Annotated in this window: 14 protein-coding genes; 11 read left to right on the top strand and 3 right to left on the bottom strand. The window is 69.1% G+C overall.

Annotated features, from left to right (window positions below):
• The first annotated feature begins 11 nt into the window (after positions 1-11).
• Positions 12-1673: a 2-oxo acid dehydrogenase subunit E2 gene (locus DJ73_RS04160; RefSeq protein WP_094557359.1), complete on the top strand. Its 1662-nt coding sequence runs from the start codon at positions 12-14 to the stop codon at positions 1671-1673.
• Positions 1673-3100 (top strand): dihydrolipoyl dehydrogenase, encoded by a 1428-nt coding sequence (lpdA, locus tag DJ73_RS04165; protein ID WP_094557360.1) that lies wholly within the window; start codon positions 1673-1675, stop codon positions 3098-3100. The genes DJ73_RS04160 and lpdA overlap by 1 nt, the downstream gene beginning before the upstream one ends.
• 40 nt (positions 3101-3140) lie before the next feature.
• Here lpdA and DJ73_RS04170 read toward each other — a convergent pair whose 3' ends face one another.
• Positions 3141-3338: a heavy-metal-associated domain-containing protein gene (locus DJ73_RS04170; protein WP_094557361.1), complete on the bottom strand. Its 198-nt coding sequence runs from the start codon at positions 3336-3338 to the stop codon at positions 3141-3143.
• A gap of 132 nt (positions 3339-3470) precedes the next feature.
• On the opposite strand from DJ73_RS04170, the gene DJ73_RS04175 reads away from it, so the two are divergent.
• The 6 genes from DJ73_RS04175 to polC all read left to right on the top strand — a co-directional run bounded on the left by DJ73_RS04175 (position 3471) and on the right by polC (position 14193).
• The gene (locus DJ73_RS04175) at positions 3471-4070 is read left to right on the top strand and encodes an AsnC family transcriptional regulator (RefSeq protein ID WP_094527658.1); all 600 of its coding nucleotides are present in this window, start codon (positions 3471-3473) and stop codon (positions 4068-4070) included.
• Between the two features lie 552 nt (positions 4071-4622).
• A complete protein-coding gene (locus tag DJ73_RS04180) occupies positions 4623-7346 on the top strand; it encodes a heavy metal translocating P-type ATPase (protein ID WP_094557362.1) in 2724 nt (907 codons plus the stop codon).
• A gap of 303 nt (positions 7347-7649) precedes the next feature.
• The gene (locus DJ73_RS04185) at positions 7650-7976 is read left to right on the top strand and encodes a DUF5783 family protein (protein ID WP_094525443.1); all 327 of its coding nucleotides are present in this window, start codon (positions 7650-7652) and stop codon (positions 7974-7976) included.
• A gap of 95 nt (positions 7977-8071) precedes the next feature.
• Positions 8072-8449: a NifU family protein gene (locus DJ73_RS04190; RefSeq protein WP_094525444.1), complete on the top strand. Its 378-nt coding sequence runs from the start codon at positions 8072-8074 to the stop codon at positions 8447-8449.
• A gap of 190 nt (positions 8450-8639) precedes the next feature.
• Positions 8640-9059, top strand: coding sequence for a PPC domain-containing DNA-binding protein (locus DJ73_RS04195; RefSeq protein ID WP_094525445.1), 420 nt, complete (start codon positions 8640-8642; stop codon positions 9057-9059).
• A 16-nt stretch (positions 9060-9075) separates the two neighbouring features.
• Positions 9076-14193: a DNA polymerase II large subunit gene (gene polC, locus DJ73_RS04200; protein WP_094557363.1), complete on the top strand. Its 5118-nt coding sequence runs from the start codon at positions 9076-9078 to the stop codon at positions 14191-14193.
• Positions 14194-14444: 251 nt separating this feature from the next.
• On the opposite strand, the gene DJ73_RS04205 is transcribed toward polC, so the two are convergent.
• Positions 14445-15089, bottom strand: coding sequence for a bifunctional 4-hydroxy-2-oxoglutarate aldolase/2-dehydro-3-deoxy-phosphogluconate aldolase (locus DJ73_RS04205; protein WP_094557364.1), 645 nt, complete (start codon positions 15087-15089; stop codon positions 14445-14447).
• A 194-nt stretch (positions 15090-15283) separates the two neighbouring features.
• On the opposite strand from DJ73_RS04205, the gene DJ73_RS04210 reads away from it, so the two are divergent.
• Positions 15284-17473, top strand: a complete 2190-nt coding sequence (locus DJ73_RS04210; protein ID WP_094525448.1) for an elongation factor EF-2 — start codon at positions 15284-15286, stop codon at positions 17471-17473.
• 139 nt (positions 17474-17612) lie between these two features.
• On the opposite strand, the gene DJ73_RS04215 is transcribed toward DJ73_RS04210, so the two are convergent.
• Positions 17613-18302 (bottom strand): hypothetical protein, encoded by a 690-nt coding sequence (locus tag DJ73_RS04215; protein ID WP_094525449.1) that lies wholly within the window; start codon positions 18300-18302, stop codon positions 17613-17615.
• A gap of 351 nt (positions 18303-18653) precedes the next feature.
• Between DJ73_RS04215 and DJ73_RS04220 the strand changes: the two genes are divergently transcribed.
• Positions 18654-19244 carry an ACT domain-containing protein gene (locus tag DJ73_RS04220; RefSeq protein ID WP_094525450.1) on the top strand — a complete coding sequence of 197 codons (591 nt, stop codon included), beginning with the start codon at positions 18654-18656 and terminating at the stop codon, positions 19242-19244.
• A complete protein-coding gene (locus DJ73_RS04225) occupies positions 19241-20227 on the top strand; it encodes a homoserine dehydrogenase (protein WP_094525451.1) in 987 nt (328 codons plus the stop codon). Before DJ73_RS04220 ends, DJ73_RS04225 begins: the two co-directional genes overlap by 4 nt.
• The last annotated feature ends 165 nt before the right edge of the window (positions 20228-20392 follow it).

A 20392-nucleotide genomic window follows, 5' to 3' on the forward strand; every position in this document is an offset into this window, starting at 1 on the left:
GAGGTCGACGCATGACGGTCGAGGAGTTCAGACTGCCGGACGTCGGCGAGGGCGTCGCGGAGGGCGAGTTGGTGTCGTGGCTCGTCGCCCCCGGCGACCGCGTCGAGGAGGACCAGCCGGTCGCGGAGGTCGAGACCGACAAGGCGCTCGTCGAGGTCCCGTCGAGCTACGACGGGACCGTCGAGGAGCTGTTCGTCGAGGAGGGGGAGATGGTCCCGGTCGGCGACGTGATCATCTCGTTCCGCGTTGACGGCGCGGAGGCGGACGCGGACGACTCCGGCTCCGCCGACGAGGGGGCCGTCGACGAGACGAGCCCCGACGCGAGCGAACCGGAAGCGGCAGACGAGTCGGAGGCGGCAGACGAGTCGGCGCCGGCAGACGAGTCGGCGCCGGCGACCTCGTCCGGCCGGACGTTCGCGCCGCCGTCGGCCCGTCGGCTCGCCCGCGAGCTGGGCGTCGACGTCGCGGCCGTCGACGGGAGCGGTCCCGGCGGCCGCGTCACCGAGGCCGACGTGAGAGCGCACGCCGAGGCAGCCGACGAAGACGCCGCGAGCGGCGGCGGCGACGCGCCCGAACCGCGGCCCGCGCCGACCCCGACAGATGTCGACTCCGGCGACCGGAAGTCCGCCGTGCGCAAGCGCGGCGAGGGGGGCGCCGCCGAGCCCTCGGTGACCGCCGATGCCGGGTCGGCGCCCGAGCCGGCCGGTCGCGACACGACGCTCGCGACGCCGGCGACCCGGAAGCTCGCCCGCGACCTCGACGTCGACATCGACGATGTGCCGACCGACGAGACCCGTGACGGCGAGGCGTTCGTCACGGGCGAGGACGTGCAGGCGTACGCGGACGCCCCGGAGTCGGAGACGGCCGAACCGGAACCCACGCCCGAACCGGTCGACGTCGACGCGGGCGCGGAGCCCGCCGCGAGCGATACCGCCGCCGACCGGGCCGCCGCCGCGACCGAGACGGGCGCGTCCGCCGGCGACGAGACCGTTCCCTACCGGGGCGTGCGCCGCACCATCGGGGAGCAGATGGAGCGGTCGAAGTTCACCGCGCCGCACGTCACCCACCACGACACCGCCGAGGTCGACGCCCTCGTGGCGGCGCGCGAGGAGCTGAAGCCGAAGGCGGACGCCGAGGAGGTGAAGCTCACCTACATGCCGTTCGTGATGAAGGCGATCGTCGCGGGGCTGGAAGAGCACCCCTATCTCAACAGCGAACTGCGCGAGGACGACGGAGAGATCGTTTTGAAAAAGGAGTACAACCTCGGGATCGCGGTCGCGACCGACGCCGGGCTGATGGTCCCCGTCGTCGACGACGTCGACGAGAAGGGGATCTTCGAACTGGCCGCGGAGGTTCGCGACCTCGCCTCCCGCGCCCGCGATCGCAAGCTCAAGCCCGCCGAGATGAAGGGGAGCACGTTCAGCGTCACCAACTTCGGCGCCATCGGCGGCGAGTTCGCCACGCCGATCATCAACTACCCAGAGACCGCGATCCTCGGGCTCGGCGCCATCGAGGAGCGCCCCGTCGTCCGCGACGGCGAGGTCGTCCCGGCGCCGACGTTACCGCTGTCGCTGTCGATCGACCACCGCGTCGTCGACGGCGCGGTGGCGGCCGAGTTCGCGAACACCGTAATGGAACACCTTGAACACCCGCTGCTGCTGTTGACTCAATAATGGTCGTCGGAGACATCGCAACCGGAACGGAGGTACTGGTGATCGGCGGCGGACCGGGCGGCTACGTCGCCGCCATCCGCGCCGCACAGGAGGGGCTCGACACGACGCTCGTCGAGCGCGACGCGTACGGCGGCGCCTGTCTGAACCGCGGCTGTATCCCCTCGAAGGCGCTGATCACGGGGAGCGGGCTCGCTCACGAGGCGGGCAACGCGGAGTTCATGGGCGTCCACGCGGACCCCGCCGTCGACATGGGGAAGATGGTCGAGTGGAAGGACGGCGTGGTCGATCAGCTGACGAGCGGCGTCGAGAAGCTCTGTAAGGCGAACGGCGTCAACCTCGTGCCCGGGACCGCCTCCTTCGTCGACGAGCACACGGCCCGCGTCGCGCACGGCGGCGAGGGGCAGGGCTCCGAGTCGATCGAGTTCGAGCACGCGGTCGTCGCCACGGGCTCCCGCCCGATCCAGATCCCCGGCTTCGACTTCGCCGAGGACCACGTCTGGACCTCCGCCGACGCGCTCGACGCCGACACGGTCCCGGACCGACTCGGGATCGTCGGCGGCGGCTACATCGGGATGGAGCTGGCGACCGCGTACGCGAAGCTCGGCGCCGACGTGACGGTCGTCGAGATGCTGGACGACATCCTCGACCCGTACGAGGACGACGTGAAGCGGATCGTCCGCAAGCGCGCCGAGGAGCTCGGCGTCGAGTTCGGCTTCGGCGAGGGCGCGAGCGAGTGGTCGGAGGCCGCCGACGGCGGCTACCTCCTCCACACGGAGACGGACGAGGGCGAGGAGTCGAGGTACGGCGTCGACAAGATCCTCGTCGCGGTCGGCCGCCAACCCGTCACCGACGGGCTCGACCCGGAGAACGCCGGGATCGAGACGGACGACCGCGGGTTCATCGAGACGGACGACCGGACGCGGAGCGCGGTCGACCACGTCCACGCCGTCGGCGACGTGGCGGGCGAGCCGATGCTCGCGCACGCGGCCTCGAAGGAGGGGATCGTCGCCGCCGAGGTGATCGCCGGCGAGCCGGCCGCGCTCGACCAGCAGGCGATCCCCGCGGCCGTCTTCACCGACCCCGAGATCGGGACGGTGGGACTGACCGAGAGCGAGGCCGAGGCGGAGGGGTTCGACCCGGTCGTCGGCGAGATGCCGTTCAACGCCTCCGGCCGCGCGATGACGACGGGTCACACCGAGGGGTTCGTCCGGATCGTCGCCGACGGGGAGACCGGCTTCCTGCTCGGCGGGCAGATCGTCGGGCCGGAGGCCTCCGAGCTGGTCGCCGAGGTCGCGCTCGCCATCGAGATGGGCGCGACGCTGGAGGACGTGGCGGCGACGGTCCACACGCACCCCACGCTCGCGGAGGCGGTGATGGAGGCCGCGGAGAACGCCCGCGGACAGGCGATCCACACGCTGAACCGGTAGGAGCGAGGCGTCCGAGCGGACGCCGATCGCGCGGTTCGTTTCAGGGAGACGCGTCGTAGCCCGCCTCGCTCACCGCGGCCACGAGCGCGTCCGGATCCGCGTCGCCCTCGACGGTCGCGGACGCGCCCTCGCGGTCGGCGGTCGCTCCTTCGACGCCGGCGACGCCCTCCAGCGCTTCCTCGACGCTCTGCTCGCAGTGGTCACACGACATCCCTTCGACGGTGAGCGTTCGGCTCATGGTACCCGCTCGTACGTGTGGGAGACGTTTTTCGCTTGTCGCTTCGCGACCGGGGATATCTGTTCATTCTGACTTCGGAATCCGAAGCGAATCCGGGTAACTGTCTTGTATCGCGAGGCCGTCTCTCGCGACATGAGAGACCTCGACGAGACGGACTTGGAGATCCTCTCGCTGCTGGCCGAGGACGCCCGGCGCCCGTACAGCGAGATCGGCGACCGCGTGGGGCTCTCGGGGCCGGCGGTCTCGGACCGCGTCACGCGGCTGCAGGAGACCGGCGTCATCGAGGGGTTCACGGTCGACGTCGACCGCACGAAACTGCGGGCCGGCGTCCCCGTGCTGATCGACGTGGAGCTGCCGCCGAACCGCCCCGAGGCGCTCGGCGCGGCGCGGGACCGCGTCCGCGAGGCCGACGCCGTCGAGCACGTGTTCGTCACGGCCGAGGGCGATCTGCGCGTGTACGGTCGGGTCGAGGGGCGGAACGTCCGGGAGTGGGTGCAGGGGCTGCTCGAGGGGGTCGCCGTCGAGGAGTACGCGGTCACGCTGGTCGACGAGTTCGAGTGGACGCCGTCGATCGAGGGCGTGGAGTTCGCGCTGACCTGCGCGGAGTGTTCCAACACCGTCGATAGCGAGGGCGAGACGGCCCGAATCGACGGCGACGTCTATCACTTCTGTTGCCCGTCCTGCCTGTCGCGGTTCCGAGAGCGATACCAGCGGCTGGAGGAAGGGGCGTGATAGGGTGCATGAGCGGGTGACCGCGGATCGTCGGTGAACGCCTGCGACGTCCCAGTCGCTCGTTTATAAGTGATTGCTGATGGTGGAGCGGCGGTGAACGCCTCCAAAGCCCCAGCCGTGAGGGAGACGCACGCTCGCTGCGGTCCTCAGTCACTCGTTTCACTCGCTCTTGCGGTCCTTACCTCGCCTGCGTCTCCCTCACGTCTGCCCCTTTGATTCCCAACCCGCACCGCAACCGCGCCTCACGCCTCCCAAGCCTCGTCAGTCGCCGTCGCTTCGCTCCGGCGACTGACTCCCTCGCACGCGCTCTCGCCGGCGGCGTAGCCGCCGGCTGTCAGAGGGACCTTCGGTCCCTCGCTACTCGCGCCCTGCGGGCGCTCGGAGGCGCGCGCCATCGTACTCCATTTAAATAAACATCGTCGATCGCTTCGGTTTCTCGTCTCTCCGATTTCTCGGACACAATAGTCGCTTTGGATTCGAATCTTTCGACCCGGCTAAACCCCCGATATCGAAGCAGAAAACCGCCTAAGGGAGGGACACGTAGTAGTAGACATGCCAACGAGAACAGCCCACCTGAACGTCACGGGCATGTCCTGCGCCAACTGCTCGGCGACGATCGAGGACGCCCTCGCGGACCTCGACGGGGTGGTCTCGGCGAACGCCAACTACGCCACCGACGAGAGCGCCGTCGAGTACGACCCCGAGGAGGCGTCGCTCGGCGAGATCTACGCGGCGATCGAGTCGGCCGGCTACGGCGCGGTCAGCGAGACCGTCACCGTGGCGATCGCGGACATGTCCTGTGCGAACTGCGCGGAGGCCAACGCGGAGGCCCTCGAATCGACGCCCGGCGTGATCGAGGCGACGGTGAACTACGCGACCGACGAGGCGCAGATCAGGTACAACCCCGCGGACGCCTCGCGCTCCGACCTCTACGACGCGATCGAGTCGGCGGGGTACTCGCCGGTTCGCGAGGGGAGCGGCGCCGACGGCGACGCGGGAGCGTCCGGAGGGGAAGCGAGCGAGAGCGGCGACGCCGGGCAGGACGCCCGCGACGCGGCCCGCGAGGAGGAGATCAGCAGACAGCTCCGCCTGACCCTCTTCGGGGCGGCGCTCGCAGCGCCGCTGCTGCTGTTCATGGCCGATCACCTCCTGCTCGACGGGGCGCTGTTCCCGGAGACCGTCTTCGGCGTCCGGATCGGCTGGGTGCAGTTCCTGCTCGCGACGCCGGTGCAGGCCGTCTTGGGGCGCCCGTTCTACGAGAACTCCTACAAGGCGCTGGTGACGAACGGGCGCGCCAACATGGACGTGCTGATCGCGCTCGGCTCCACGACCGCGTACGCCTACTCGGTCGCGGTCCTCGCCGGGCTCGTCGCCGGGAGCCTCTACTTCGACACGGCGGCGCTCATCCTCGTGTTCATCACGCTCGGTAACTACCTCGAGGCCCGCTCGAAGGGGCAGGCCGGCGAGGCGCTCCGGAAGCTCCTGGAGATGGAGGCCGATCGGGCCACCCTCGTCGACAGAGCGGCGTCGGAGACGCCGCATGCAGACGGCGAAGCCGTCGACGAGGACGGGACCGAGCGGGAGGTCCCCGTCGACGAGGTCGCGGTCGGCGACCGGATGAAGGTCCGCCCGGGCGAGAAGGTCCCGACCGACGGCGTCGTCGTCGACGGGCAGAGCGCGGTCGACGAGTCGATGGTGACCGGCGAGTCCGTCCCGGTCGAGAAGGGCGAGGGCGACGAGGTGATCGGCTCGACGATCAACGAGAACGGCGTGCTCGTGGTCGAGGCGACCAAGGTCGGTGCCGACACCGCCCTCCAGGGGATCGTCCGGACGGTGAAGGAGGCGCAGTCGCGCCAGCCCGAGATCCAGAACCTCGCCGACCGGATCTCCGCCTACTTCGTCCCGGCGGTCATCGTCAACGCCCTGCTGTGGGGGATCGTCTGGTTCCTCTTCCCCGAGACGCTTGCCGGGTTCGTGAACGCGCTCCCGCTGTGGGGGCTCGTCGCGGGCGGCCCGGCGGTCGCGGGCGGCGCCGTCTCGATCTCCGAGTTCGCGATCGTCGTGTTCGCCTCCGCGGTGCTCATCGCCTGTCCCTGCGCGCTCGGGCTGGCGACGCCCGCCGCGACGATGGTCGGCACCACCATCGGCGCCGGCCACGGCGTCCTGTTCAAGGGCGGCGACGTGCTCGAACGCGCCAAGGACGTCGACACCGTCGTCTTCGACAAGACCGGGACGCTCACCGAGGGCGCGATGGAGCTGACCGACGTGGTCGCGTTCGACCGCGACGGGGAGCCCGTCCCCGACGGCGGCGCGGCGCGGCACGTCGACCCCGACGACGACCTCGGGGACTCCGACGGCGACCGCGACGCGGAACGCGAGGTGCTCCGGACCGCCGCGATCGCCGAGCGCGGCAGCGAGCACCCGCTCGCCCGCGCCATCGTCGAGGGCGCCCGCGAGCGCGGCCTGGAGGTCCCCGAGCCGGACGACTTCGAGAACGTCCCCGGTCACGGGGTGCGCGCGACCGTCGAGGGCGAGTCGGTCCTCGTCGGAAACCGCAAGCTACTGGCCGACGAGGGGGTCGACGCCTCGGCCGCGACCGAGACGATGGAGCGCCTCGAAGGCGAGGGGAAGACGGCGATGCTCGTCGCTCGCGTGCCCGCTGGCACGAACGGCGGCGACCTGATCGGCGTCGTCGCCGACGCCGACACGGTCAAACCGAGCGCCGCCGACGCCGTGGCGGCCCTCCGCGACCGCGGCATCGACGTGATGATGATCACCGGCGACAACGAGCGCACCGCCCGCGCCGTCGCCGAACGGGTGGGTATCGACCCCGAGAACGTCCGGGCGGGCGTCCTGCCTGAGGACAAGTCCGACGCCGTCGAGGCGATCCAAGACGAGGGCCGGCAGGCGATGATGGTCGGCGACGGCGTCAACGACGCGCCGGCGCTCGCGGTCGCGCACGTCGGCACCGCCATCGGGAGCGGTACCGACGTGGCGATCGAGGCCGCGGACGTGACGCTGATGCGCGACGACCCCCTCGACGTGGTGAAGGCGATCCGCGTCTCGGACGCGACCCTCCAGAAGATCAAACAAAACCTCGTGTGGGCGCTCGGCTACAACACGCTGATGATTCCGCTGGCCTCGCTCGGCCTGCTTCAGCCCGCGCTGGCCGCGGGGGCGATGGCGCTCTCCAGCGTGAGCGTGCTGACGAACAGCCTGCTGTTCCGGCGGTACGAGCCCGACCGCGACTACCGGCTGCTCGGCCGGCTGCGGTAGTCGCCGTCGCGGACGCCGTTTTCAGCGCGGCACCGTCGTCCTCGGCCGGACGCCGTTTTCAGCGCGGCACCGTCGTCCTCGGCCGGACGCCGTTTCCAGCGCGGCACGTCCGACCCCGATTGAACGGCATCCCTCTCTGTGCTATTTTGATATAGCATCATGGAATTTACCACGTGGTCGACCCTCGATTCGCCGCTCTCAGGAACCGACCCGTTTCCGGCACCTGAGCCGTCTCTCCTTGGCGTTCGTCGGTTCCCGACCGCGATCGACCGGCTTTTTCCTCGCCGTACCGTTCGATCAGGTATGGCCGACGAGTTCGATCCCGAGAAGTTCGAGGACAAGTACGCCCACTACTTCCAGGAGCTCCAGCGCGCGTACAAGAACGCGTTCAACCACATGAACGAGCGCCGCGACTCCCAGCTGATCCACGGGATCGACCAGACGATCCTCAACGAGTCCGAGCCGTTCTACGAGGACGGCGAGTTCTACGTCGAACTCCCCGAGAACCCGCGCGATCGGATGGAGGGCGTCCTCGTCGACGACGAGACGTTCGAGGAGACGCTAGACGAGTACGTCGAGCGGATCGAAACGGAGCTCCACCGGACGTTTCAGGTCGACCGGCCGGAGTAGCGATCGCGGCCGGCTCGTCGTTCGAGACGTCGGTTCTCGCGGTTCGAGTCCGGTCGAACCAAAGGCATAAGCCCGCCGACCGCCAAATCGCTGGCATGAGCACGGACACAGCCGACGCGGAAAACGAGCTTCGCGAGCGGATCACGAACTTCCTGCGGCGCAACTTCCCGCAGATTCAGATGCACGGCGGGAGCGCCGCGATCAGCCACCTCGACCGCGAGAACGGCGAGGTCACGATCCAGCTCGGGGGCGCCTGCTCCGGCTGCGGTATCTCGCCGATGACGATCCAGGCGATCAAGTCCCGGATGGTCAAGGAGATCCCGGAGATCGAGACGGTCCACGCCGACACCGGCATGGACTCCGGCGCCGACGGCGACCTCGGCGGCACCAGCAGCGACGGCATGTCCCCGTCGTTCCCCGGTGAGACGACCGACGACGGCGGCGACGACGAAGGCCCGCAGGCCCCGTTCTGAAGCCGGTCCCGGTACCTCTCGACTCTCCCTCTTCTCGCGATTTCGACGCCGGAGCGGCTCGCCTCTCCATTGCTCGCCGTAGCGCCATCGCTTATGAATAAATCGGATATCGCTATATCAACTTTCTCAGGACCGGTTAGGCGCACCGCGACTGAAGCCTTTTTGCCCCCGGCCATCGTGGACGGTTCCTATGCACCACCGGGAAGTCGAGACGACGGCGGAGTACGTGGCTCGATTCGAGACCGGCGCCGACTGGCGAGAGGAGATCGAGGACCTCGCCCGCGCGGAAGACGTCGAGGCGGGCTGGTTCACGGCGCTCGGCGCCGTGCAGGACGCGGACGTCTGGTTCTACGACCAGGAGGACACCGAGTACCAGTCCGTGACCTTCGACGAGCCGCTGGAGGTCGCCGCCTGCGTCGGGAACGTCTCGCTGCTCGACGGCGAGGTGTTCGCGCACACCCACGCCGTGCTGTCGCGGCCGAGCGGACAGGCGCTCGCCGGGCACCTCGACTCCGGGACGGTCTGGGCGGGCGAGTGTCACCTGCGGGCGTTCGACGAGCCGCTGGAGCGGTCCCACGACGCGGTCACCGACCTCGACTTATGGCTGTGAGGCGGATCTCGCGGCGATGAGGCCCGACGACGAGCGGTACTTCGCCCGGATCGAAGACAGGCTCGACGAGGCGCTGGCGCTCGCGGAGACGGCGAAGGGACAGGGGTACGACCCGGAGCCCGAGGTAGAGATCCCCGTCGCTCGCGACATGGCCGACCGGGTCGAGAACATCCTCGGCATCGACGGCGTCGCGGAGCGCGTCCGCGAGCTGGAAGGTGAGATGTCCCGCGAGGAGGCGGCGCTGGAACTCGTCACCGACTTCGTCGAGGGGACGGTCGGCGACTACGACTCCCGCGCCGGGAAAGTCGAGGGCGCGGTCCGGACCGCGGTCGCTCTCCTCACCGAGGGCGTCGTCGCCGCGCCGATCGAGGGGATCGACCGCGTCGAACTGCTGGAGAACGACGACGGCACCGAGTTCGTCAACGTCTACTACGCCGGGCCGATCCGGTCGGCGGGCGGGACCGCGCAGGCGCTTTCCGTCCTCGTCGCCGACTACGCCCGGTCGCTGCTGGGCATCGACGAGTACAAGCCGCGCGACGTGGAGGTCGAGCGCTACGCCGAGGAGATCGCCCTCTACGACAAGGAGACCGGGCTCCAGTACACGCCGAAGGACAAGGAGTCGAAGTTCATCGCGGAGCACATCCCCATCATGCTCGACGGGGAGGCGACGAGCGACGAGGAGGTCTCCGGATTCCGCGACCTCGAACGGGTCGACACGAACTCGGCGCGCGGCGGGATGTGCCTCGTCGCCGCCGAGGGGATCGCCCTGAAGGCCCCGAAGATACAGCGGTACACCCGCGACCTCGACGAGGTCGACTGGCCGTGGCTCCAGGACCTGATCGACGGGACGATCGGGAAAGACGGCTCCGGCGAGAGCGACGCCGACGCATCGGCGGACGACGGTTCGGAGGCCCCGGACGGCGAATCGGGAGGGGAGGGCGACGACAGCGACGCCGAGAGCGACGAGGGAGGCGTCGAAACGGCGGGAGACGAACCCGACGGTCCGCCCCGGGCGAAACCCTCCCAGAAGTTCCTCCGGGACCTGATCGCGGGCCGCCCGGTGTTCACCCACCCGAGCGAGGCGGGCGGGTTCCGGCTCCGGTACGGTCGCGCGAGAAACCACGGGTTCGCGACCGGCGGGGTCCACCCGGCGACGATGCACCTCGTCGACGACTTCCTCGCGGCCGGGACGCAGATCAAGACGGAGCGCCCGGGCAAGGCCCACGGGGTCGTCCCCGTCGACTCCATCGAGGGGCCGACGGTCCGGCTCGCCAACGGCGAGGTCCGACGCATCGACGACCCGGAGGAGGCGAAGGAGGTCCGCAACGGCGTCGAGAAGGTGCTCGACCTCGGCGAGTACCTCGTCAACTACGGGGAGTTCGTCGAGAACAACCACCCGCTCGCGCCCGCCTCCTACGTGTACGAGTGGTGGGTGAAGGAGTTCGCCGACGCCGGCGCCGACGTACAGGCGATGGCGGACGACCCCCACGTCGACCTCGAACGCCCCGACGCCGACGAGGCGCTCGAGTGGGCGCGCGAGTACGACTGCCCGCTCCACCCGGAGTACACCTACCTCTGGCACGACGTGTCGGTCGCGGCGTTCGAGGCCCTCGCCGAGGCGGTCGCCGACGGCGACGTGGTCGAGGGCGTCCTCGCGATCGAGTGCACGGAGGCGACGCGGACGGCGTTGGAGGCGCTGCTGGTCGAGCACGCCGCGACGCCCGACGCCCTCCGAATCCCGACGTGGCGCCCGCTCGCGCGGTCGCTCGGGGTCGACGACGGCCTCCGGAAGACGTGGGACGACGGGGACCTCTCGGCGGCGGCCCGCGAGTGGGACGGCGGCGAGAACGCGGTGAAAGCCGTCAACGAGGTCGCGCCGTTCGAGATACGGGAGCGCGCGCCCACTCGGATCGGCAACCGGATGGGTCGCCCCGAGAAGTCGGAGAGCCGCGACCTCTCCCCGGCGGTCCACACGCTGTTCCCGATCAACGAGGCCGGCGGCCCCCAGCGCGACGTCGCCGAGGCCGCGAGCGTGATGGACGACTCGGGCCACCGCGGCCGGCTGGAGCTCCAGGTGTCGGACCGGGTCTGCCCCGACTGCGGCGAGCACACCTACAAGGCCCGGTGTCCGGACTGCGAGGTCCACACCGAGCCCCACTACGAGTGCAACGACTGCGGGACCGTCTGCGAGCCCGACGAGGCCGGCCGCGTCGAGTGCCCGCGCTGCGAGTGGGAGGTGCGGGCGGCGACGTATCAAGAGGTCGACGTAAACGACGCATATCGCTCCGCGCTGGAGACCGTCGGCGAGCGCGAGGCCTCCTTCGAGATCCTCAAGGGAGTCCAGGGGCTCACCTCGCGGAACAAGACGCCGGAGCCGATGGAGAAGGGAATCCTCCGCGCGAAGAACGGCGTCACGTCGTTCAAGGACGGCACCGTCAGGTACGACATGACGGACCTCCCGGTCACGTCGGTCCGGCCCGAGGAGCTGGACGTCACCGCCGACCACCTCCGGGAGATCGGCTACGAGACCGACATCGACGGCGAGCCCCTGCGCCACGACGACCAGCTCGTGGAGCTCCGGGTGCAGGACATCGTCCTCTCCGACGGCGCCGCCGAGCACATGCTGCGGACCGCCGACTTCGTCGACGACCTCCTCGAGCAGTTCTACGGCCTCCCCCGCTTCTACGAGGTGAACGAGCGCGACGACCTCGTCGGCGAGCTCGTCTTCGGGATGGCGCCGCACACGAGCGCGGCTACTGTCGGGAGAGTGGTAGGATTTACCTCGGCCGCGGTCGGATACGCTCATCCGTACTTTCACGCCGCGAAACGGCGGAACTGCTTCCACCCGGAGACGAAGCTCTGGTACGAGGACGAGACGGGACACCTCCGCTACGACACCATCGCGGAGTTTGTCGAGGCGTATCTCGGGCAGTCGGACGTGGAGTTCGACGACTTCGGGACGGCGATCGGGAAGCTAGAAGGCGTCGACGGCGACCTGCACGCGCCTGCCCTAACCTCTGACGGTGACAGGGTCTCCCGCCCGATCGAGGCGGTCAGCAAACACCCGGCCCCGGATCACCTCGTGCGGATTCGAACAGAGACCGGCCGAAGCATAACCGTCACGCCGGATCACGGGGTTCACGTGTACGACGCCGATCGGGACGAAATCGTCGGCACGGAGGCGCGGGACCTCGCTCCGTCTGACAGGGTGGTCGTTCCGGACTCTGTCGGGAGTGACGGCGGCGAGCGAGGCTCTCGGCGCTTCGATCTGCTCGGCGAGTTCCTTGAGTCCGACGCGGTTCCGACGGACCGGCTCATGGTGAAGGGACTGGATAAAGACCGAATGTACGAACTCTTCGAGGACGCGTTCGCGGACGACTGGGACGGACGGTTCTACCCCCTCCAGAGCATGACCGAGGTGTTCGACACGAACAAGAAAACGCTGAGCAACTACCTGTACCGCGAGAGCTTCCCAGTGTCGTATCTCCGGCGCTGTTTCGCTTCGACAGAAGAACTCCTCGAGTTCGTCCCAGAGGACGCGACGCTCGGCATGAAACGCGACCGAACCGAGATCGATCGGTTCGTCGAACTCAACGACCGCGTGGCGACGCTGCTCGGCTACTACGCCGCCGAGGGATTCGCTCGCGAACAGGAGACGCCGAAGGGAACGATTCACCAGACGACGATCTGTGGGACCGAGACCGAGGCGAGAGCGTTCTTCCTCGACGTCCTGCGCGAGGAGTTCGGCACCGACCCGTACGAAGAGAACCACGCGAAAGTGACGGTCTCCGGTCGCCTCCTTCGCGCGTTCTTCGACTCCGTCCTCGACGGGGGGGTGTACGCGCGCACCAAACGCGTCCCGGATCCGATTTTCGACGCTTCCGAGTCGATCGTCGGCGCGTATCTCCGCGGCTACTTCAGCGGCGACGGCGGCGTCGACGAGGGCTCGCTTCGGATCACGGCGACGACCGTGAGCGAAGAACTTCGCGAGGACCTGCTCGGCCTGCTCAGACGACTCGGTATCCACGCGACCGTCGATCGACCGGATCGAGTGCGCCTCCACGACAAGTTCCCGGAGTTCTATGACGAGGACGACCCCCGACTGAACGCACAGACGTACGTGCTCAGCGTGTCTTCGCGTGACGCCGTCCGTTTTGCCGAAGTCGCCGGGTTCCACCTCTCCCGGAAAGGGGACCGATTGGCCGAGAACGTCTCATCCGTCGAACCGTACGCTTCGACGGTGTCGGATGGCGGTGCCGGCGATTACGGTACCGAAGCCATCGCCGAGATAGACACCGTCGAGAGCGACACCGACCACGTCTACTGTCTCACCGTCGAGGACACGCACTCGTTAGTCGCGAACGATCTGTCGGTCGATCAATGCGACGGCGACGAGGATTGCGTGATGCTCCTGATGGACGGACTTCTCAACTTCTCGAAAGAATTTCTGCCGGACCAGCGCGGGGGGCGCATGGACGCGCCGCTCGTGATGTCCTCGCGGATCGATCCCTCGGAGATCGACGACGAGGCGCACAACATGGACATCGTGCGCGAGTACCCGCGCGAGTTCTACGAGGCGACGCTCGAGCTGACGGACCCGGAGGAGCTGGAGGATCGGATCCAGCTCGGCGAGGACACGCTCGGGACCGACGAGGAGTACCACGGGTTCGACCACACTCACGACACGACGGACATCGCGATGGGGCCGGACCTGTCGGCGTACAAGACGCTCGGCGACATGATGGAGAAGATGGACGCGCAGTTGGCGCTCGCCCGGAAGATCCGCGCGGTCGACGAGACCGACGTTGCCGAGCGGGTCATCGAGTACCACTTCCTCCCGGACATCATCGGGAACCTCCGGGCGTTCTCGCGGCAGGAGACGCGGTGTCTCGACTGCGGCGAGAAGTACCGTCGGATGCCCCTCTCGGGCGACTGCCGCGAGTGCGGTGGGCGCGTGAACCTCACCGTCCACCAGGGGTCGGTGAACAAGTACGTCGACACCGCCATCGAGGTCGCCGACCGGTTCGGCTGCCGGCCCTACACGAAACAGCGACTGAAGGTGTTAGAGGAGTCGCTCGAATCGATCTTCGAAGACGACACGAACAAGCAGTCCGGTATCGCGGACTTCATGTGACGGTCGCGGCCGCGGCACGCGTGCCGCCGCAGCGCGGGACGCAACGGCACGCGTCCGGTCCCGCCGGGAAGGGGGGCTCCCGGCGGCGGACCGGGGGATGACATCGGCAGGGTTCTCGGGTGACTTCCAAGTGAGTGTGCCTCTCGCCGAGCGGGCGGGGTGGAAGTCATCTGTATTTGCGTCTCCGCACACTTGTTCGGCAGGCATGGTATGGCATGTCACTGAACTGGACCGAGGAACCGGTCCGCTCCTCAGCCATCGCTCCGCGCCTCCTCGACGACTCGCGTGAACTCGCGCGCGGTCTCGGTGATTTTGTCGTAGTCGCCGCGCTCGGCGGCGTCGTAGTCGACGAGCGCGCCGCCGGCGCCGACCGCGAACGCGCCGGCCTCGACGTAGTCGCCGGCGTTGTCCGGGCTGACGCCGCCGGTCGGCATCATCGGGATCTGGCCGAGCGGACCCTTCATCGCGCCGAGGTGAGCCGGGCCGACGGTTTTCGCCGGGAACACCTTCACGAAGTCGGCGCCGGCCTCGTAGCCGCGGACCGCCTCGGTCGGGGTCATCACGCCGGGGGCGGTCACGGCGCCGTAGCGGTTACATGTCTCGATCACGTCCTCGTGGAGGCTCGGCGAGACGACGAACTCGGCGCCCGCCATCAGGGTGGTCCGGGCGGTCTCGCTGTCGAGCACGGTGCCGGTGCCGACGACGACCTCGTCGCCGAACGAGCCCGTCACCTCGCCGAGTTTCCCGGCGACGTCGGGCGTGTCCGCGGTGATCTCGACGGCGGTGACGCCGCCCTCGCGGAGCGCCTCCGTGATCCCGATGAGCTGGTCGGCCTCGACCCCGCGTAGCACCGCGACGACGCCGGTGTCGGCGAGCCGCGAGAGCGTCTCGTTCATACGCCCCGGTTCCGCACCGGGCACTTAAATCCGCGTGGAGACGGTCGCGGCCGCACGGCGGTCGTCGGCTTCCGTCACGCCCGAACCATGCGAGCGATCGACACGAAATCGCCGGCGATCGGGGGTGACTACCGCCGAAACGGCCGCGGAGAAACACTACCCTTTTGACCCTGCTGTCGGTAACGAACGGTATAATGGGCCGACGCAAGAAGATCGTTCAAGAGTGCGAGCGGCTGATGGACAGCCCGGAGAACATCCGGAACATCGCCATCGCCGCCCACGTCGACCACGGCAAGACGACCCTCTCCGACAATCTGCTGGCCGGCGCCGGCATGATCTCCCAGGACACCGCGGGCGAACAGCTCGCGATGGACACGAAGGAGGACGAGCAGGAGCGCGGTATCACCATCGACGCGGCGAACGTCTCGATGACGCACGAGTACGAGGACACGAACCACCTCGTCAACCTCATCGACACGCCCGGCCACGTCGACTTCGGGGGCGACGTCACCCGCGCGATGCGCGCGGTCGACGGCGCACTGGTCGTCGTCGACGCCGTCGAGGGCGCGATGCCCCAGACCGAGACGGTGCTCCGGCAGGCGCTTCGCGAGGGCGTGAAGCCGGCGCTGTTCATCAACAAGGTCGACCGCCTCATCTCCGAGCTCCAAGAGGGGCCCCAGGAGATGCAGGAGCGGCTGATGTCCGTCATCGCCGACGTCAACGAGCTCATTCGCGGGATGGCCGAGAACATGGACGACATCCCCGAGGACTGGACCGTCTCCGTCGAGGGCGGCACCGTCGGCTTCGGCTCCGCGCTGTACAAGTGGGGCGTCTCGATGCCGTCGATGCAGCGGACCGGTATGGACTTCGGCGACATCATGGACCTCGAGAAGGCCGACAAACGCGACGAGCTCCACGAGCGCACGCCGCTGTCGAACGTCGTGCTCGACATGGTCTGCGAGCACTTCCCGAACCCGGTCGACGCACAGCCCCGTCGTGTCCCGCGCATCTGGCGCGGTGACGCCGACTCCGAGCTGGCCGACACGATGCGGATGGTCGACGAGGACGGCGAGGTCGTCTTCATGGTCACCGACATCTCGATGGACCCGCACGCGGGCGAGATCGCGACGGGCCGCGTCTTCTCCGGCACGCTGGAGAAGGGCCAGGAGCTGTACGTCTCCGGCACCGCGGGCAAGAACCGCATCCAGAGCGTCGGCCTCTTCATGGGGTCGGAGCGCGAGGAGGTGGAGCACGTCCCGGCCGGTAACATCGCGTCCGTCACCGGGCTGCGAGACGCCATCGCCGGCTCCACGGTCTCCTCCGTCGAGATGACGCCGTTCGAGTCGATCGAGCACATCTCCGAGCCGGTCATCACGAAGTCCGTCGAGGCGCAGAACATGGACGACCTGCCGAAGCTCATCGAGACGCTTCAGCAGGTCGCGAAGGAGGACCCGACGATCCAGATCGAGATCAACGAGGACACGGGCGAGCACCTCATCAGCGGGCAGGGCGAGCTCCACCTCGAAGTGATCACCCAGCGGATCCGCGACAACCAGGGGATCCCGGTCATCACCGGCGAGCCGATCGTCGTCTTCCGCGAGCAGCCCCAAGAGGCGTCCCGCGAGGTCGAGGGGGTCTCGCCGAACCGCCACAACAAGTTCTACATCACCGTCCAGCCGATGGATCAAGACATCGTCGACGCCATCCAGCTCGGCGAGGTCTCGATGGACATGCCCGAACTGGAGCGCCGCGAGGCGCTGCAGGAGGCCGGCATGGACAAGGACACCTCCCAGAACGTCGAGGACATCCACCGGACGAACATCCTCATCGACGACACGAAGGGGATTCAGCACCTCAACGAGACGATGGAACTCGTCTTAGAGGGCCTCCAGGAGGCGCTCGACGACGGCCCGCTCGCCGCCGAGCCGGTCCAGGGGTCGCTGTTCCGCCTGCACGACGCGAAGCTCCACGAGGACACCATCCACCGCGGGCCCGCGCAGGTCATCCCCGCCGTCCGCGACGCGGTCCACCGCGCGCTGATCGACGGCGAGGTCCGCCTGCTCGAGCCGATTCAGGACGTCCGGATCGACGTCCCCTCGGAGCACATGGGCGCGGCGTCCGGCGAGATCCAGGGCCGCCGCGGCCGCGTCGACGACATGTACCAGGAGGGCGACCTGATGGTCGTCGAGGGCATCGCGCCCGTCGAGGAGATGATCGGCTTCTCCTCCGACATCCGCTCGGCCACCGAGGGTCGCGCCTCGTGGAACACCGAGAACGCGGGCTTCCGCGTCCTCGTCGACAACCTCCAGCGCGAGAAGATAATGGAGATCCGCGAGCGCAAGGGGATGAAGCTGGAACTGCCGCAGTCGATCGACTACTTCTAAGCGTCGGTCGGCCCGCGGTCGCGGTTTTCTTCGGTTAAGGGATCTTCTTCGGTTTGGCGGTCTTCTTCGATTTTGCGGCGTTTCCTCGCGACCGAGAGAGCCGTCTCGCCGAATCCGGATCGGATTCTCGCGGCCGCAGTCACCCGACGAAGGTGACCGTCTCGGTTATCTCGCACCGGAGGGTCCCGACCTCGATCCGACCGCCGATCCCCCGTAGCCACGTTTTCCGTACCGGAACGGTAACGTTCGACTCCATCGTCGCGGTCGCTCCGGTCCCGTCGCCGTCGGCGGGCCCCGAGTAGTTCAGGATCGGATTCACGGCTCCTCGGCCGCTCCCCGGCTCGAACGCGTGGCGGATCTCGGTGCGTCCGGACACGTCCCCGTCCGTCGTGTCCCCGTAGGCGTTGGCGTTCGAGAAGAAGGCCGTTCCCGAACCGTCCCCGTTCAGTCTGAGACGGAGCGAGAGGCGCGGTCGTCCGAGGGCGTAGTTCCAGTCCCGACTGTCGTCGTCCACGGTCGCCTCGTAGCTGACGATGCGGAGCCCGCCGTCGTGGAACCGGTCGGAGCCGTCGTTCGGTCCCTGCACCGTCAGTACGAGGGTCGCGTCGACGCCCTCGCCGGCGAACCGATCGGTGTCCTCGTCGATGATCGCCCAGTCTCCGTGCCCGCCCTCGACGGGAGGGCCCCACGAGGGCGATTCGTCCGGCGATCCGGTCGTTTCCATCGCCAGATCCGCCCCGATCAATCCCGCGATTGCGAGCGCGACGTACTTCAGAACCGGTCGCCTGTCGGTGGCGGTCGGACCCGATTCTCTGTCGGTGGAGGGCATCAGCGCGGACGGTACCGCTGCTGTCCGAAAATGTCTTTTGCCTGTTTCGAGACTGAAACGCCCACCGTACCCGCGGATCTCGACCGAACACGTCTCTCCCCGTCGAACCGTCCCCGCCGCCCCCGTGCGGTTCGTTCACACGGAGGCGGGCGAGGCAACGCCTGCCATCGCCGAAGGCTTATACCCGATCCCCCGACTCCTTTCGGGTATGCAGACGGGCACGACTCCCGCTCGGCGCATCGCGACGGAGCCACCAAGCGACCGCTCCGCGTCGCCGACAGGACCGTGCCGGATCGCGATCGCAGGAGTAATTGCTCCACCCGCCTCGGCGCGCCGCACGGAGGTGGCGGCGTGAGCGACGACCGCGACGGCGCTCCCGAGGAGGCGGCGGACGACGACGCCAGCCCCGACGGGGGGCACGCCTCGGCGACGCCGTCGACGCACACGGTGCGGCTCGAACTCGTCGACGAGCCCGGACAGCTGCTCGCCGCCCTCCGGCCGATCGCCGACAACGGCGGGAACCTCCTCTCGATCTACCACGAGCGGGGGAACAAGACGCCCCGGGGCCGAATCCCGGTCGAGGTTGACTTCGAGGCGACGCAAGAGCGCTTCGAGGGGATCGTCGAGGCGCTCCGGAGCGAGGGCGTGAACGTGATGCAGGCGGGGACGGAGCGGTACGCCGAGGAGGTGACGCTGCTCCTGTTCGGCCACCTCATCGACACCGACCTCTCCGACACGCTCTCCCGGATCGAGGCCTGCGCGTCGGCGTCGGTCGCCGACGTGTCGCTCGCGGCGCCGCAGGGGACCGAGGAGGCGTCGAGCGCTCGGCTCCGCTTGGAGGCCCGCGCCGGCGAGACGGAGGCCGCGCTCGCGGCGGTCCGGGAGCTGGCCGAGGAGAAGGAGCTGCGCCTGGTCGAGCCGCTCACGGGGGTGGAGGCGTGAGACTCGCCGTCATCGGCGCGGGCGCGGTCGGGCGCTCCGTCGTCGACCTCGCGAGCGAGTACGGCCACGAGGTCGTCGCCGTCGCGGACTCCTCGACGGCGGTCGTCGCGGACGGGACGGGCGGCCGGGACGCCGGCGTCGACCCCGACGCCGTGGTGGCCCGGAAGGCGGAGCGGGGGATCGTCGGCGACGCCGACCCCGCGGACGCGCTGGCGGCCGACTACGACGTCCTCGTCGAGGCGACGCCGACGACGCTGGGCGACGCCGAGCCCGGCTTCTCGCACGTGACTCGCGCCTTGGAGCGCGACCGCCACGCCGTGCTCGCGAACAAGGGCCCGGTCGCGGAGCGCTTCGGCGACCTGCGGGCGGCCGTCGCCGACAGCGCGGGCGAGATCCGGTTCGAGGCCACAGTCGGCGGCGCGATTCCGGCGGTCTCGACCGTCGAGGACATCGAGCCCGGCCACGTCACGGCGGTGCGCGGCGTGCTCAACGGGACGGCCAACTTCATCCTCACGCGGATGGCCGCGGAGGGGCTCGACTACGAGCACGTGCTCGCGGAGGCGCAGGACCTCGGCGTCGCCGAGGCGGACCCCTCCTTCGACGTCGACGGGACCGACGCGGCGCTGAAGTGCGTCATCCTCGCGAACGTGCTCTCGTTCGGCGCGGCCGACGACCCGGCCGACGCTCGCGAGTTCACGCTCGAGGACGCCGACGTCTCCGGGATCCGCGACGTCCCCGGCTCGGCGCTCCGGCTCGCCGCCGAGGACGGCCGGACGGTCCGGCTCATCGGCGAGGCGACCGGCGAGACGGTCCGGGTCGCCCCGCGGCTCGTCCCCGAGAACGGGACGCTCGCGGTCTCGGGCACCCAGAACATCGTCCAGATCGAGACCTCGCACGCGGGTCGGCTCAACATCTCGGGACGCGGCGCCGGCGGCCCGGAGACCGCCAGCGCGGTGCTCGGGGACGTCGGGCGACTGGAGTAGCGATTTTCACCCCGTTTCGGGGGACGGCCGACCCTCTCGCAGTCGAACCGCGTGACCGGGACCCCTACCGTGTGTCCCGCTGACGTGCCCCGCGTTGTCGAGAATCGCCTGACTGCGTCGCGATGGTCTGTGAACCGTATCGAAACCGTTTTAGTGGAATCAACC

The organism is Halorubrum sp. Ea1 (assembly GCF_002252965.1).
Classification (GTDB): domain Archaea; phylum Halobacteriota; class Halobacteria; order Halobacteriales; family Haloferacaceae; genus Halorubrum.

Excerpts from the sequence above, each read along its gene's own strand:
- DJ73_RS04160 (WP_094557359.1), top strand. The coding sequence starts at position 12 with ATGACGGTCGAGGAGTTCAGACTGCCGGACGTCGGCGAGGGCGTCGCG.
- lpdA (WP_094557360.1), top strand. The coding sequence starts at position 1,673 with ATGGTCGTCGGAGACATCGCAACCGGAACGGAGGTACTGGTGATCGGC.
- DJ73_RS04170 (WP_094557361.1), bottom strand. The coding sequence starts at position 3,338 with ATGAGCCGAACGCTCACCGTCGAAGGGATGTCGTGTGACCACTGCGAG.
- DJ73_RS04175 (WP_094527658.1), top strand. The coding sequence starts at position 3,471 with ATGAGAGACCTCGACGAGACGGACTTGGAGATCCTCTCGCTGCTGGCC.
- DJ73_RS04180 (WP_094557362.1), top strand. The coding sequence starts at position 4,623 with ATGCCAACGAGAACAGCCCACCTGAACGTCACGGGCATGTCCTGCGCC.
- DJ73_RS04185 (WP_094525443.1), top strand. The coding sequence starts at position 7,650 with ATGGCCGACGAGTTCGATCCCGAGAAGTTCGAGGACAAGTACGCCCAC.
- DJ73_RS04190 (WP_094525444.1), top strand. The coding sequence starts at position 8,072 with ATGAGCACGGACACAGCCGACGCGGAAAACGAGCTTCGCGAGCGGATC.
- DJ73_RS04195 (WP_094525445.1), top strand. The coding sequence starts at position 8,640 with ATGCACCACCGGGAAGTCGAGACGACGGCGGAGTACGTGGCTCGATTC.
- polC (WP_094557363.1), top strand. The coding sequence starts at position 9,076 with ATGAGGCCCGACGACGAGCGGTACTTCGCCCGGATCGAAGACAGGCTC.
- DJ73_RS04205 (WP_094557364.1), bottom strand. The coding sequence starts at position 15,089 with ATGAACGAGACGCTCTCGCGGCTCGCCGACACCGGCGTCGTCGCGGTG.
- DJ73_RS04210 (WP_094525448.1), top strand. The coding sequence starts at position 15,284 with ATGGGCCGACGCAAGAAGATCGTTCAAGAGTGCGAGCGGCTGATGGAC.
- DJ73_RS04215 (WP_094525449.1), bottom strand. The coding sequence starts at position 18,302 with ATGCCCTCCACCGACAGAGAATCGGGTCCGACCGCCACCGACAGGCGA.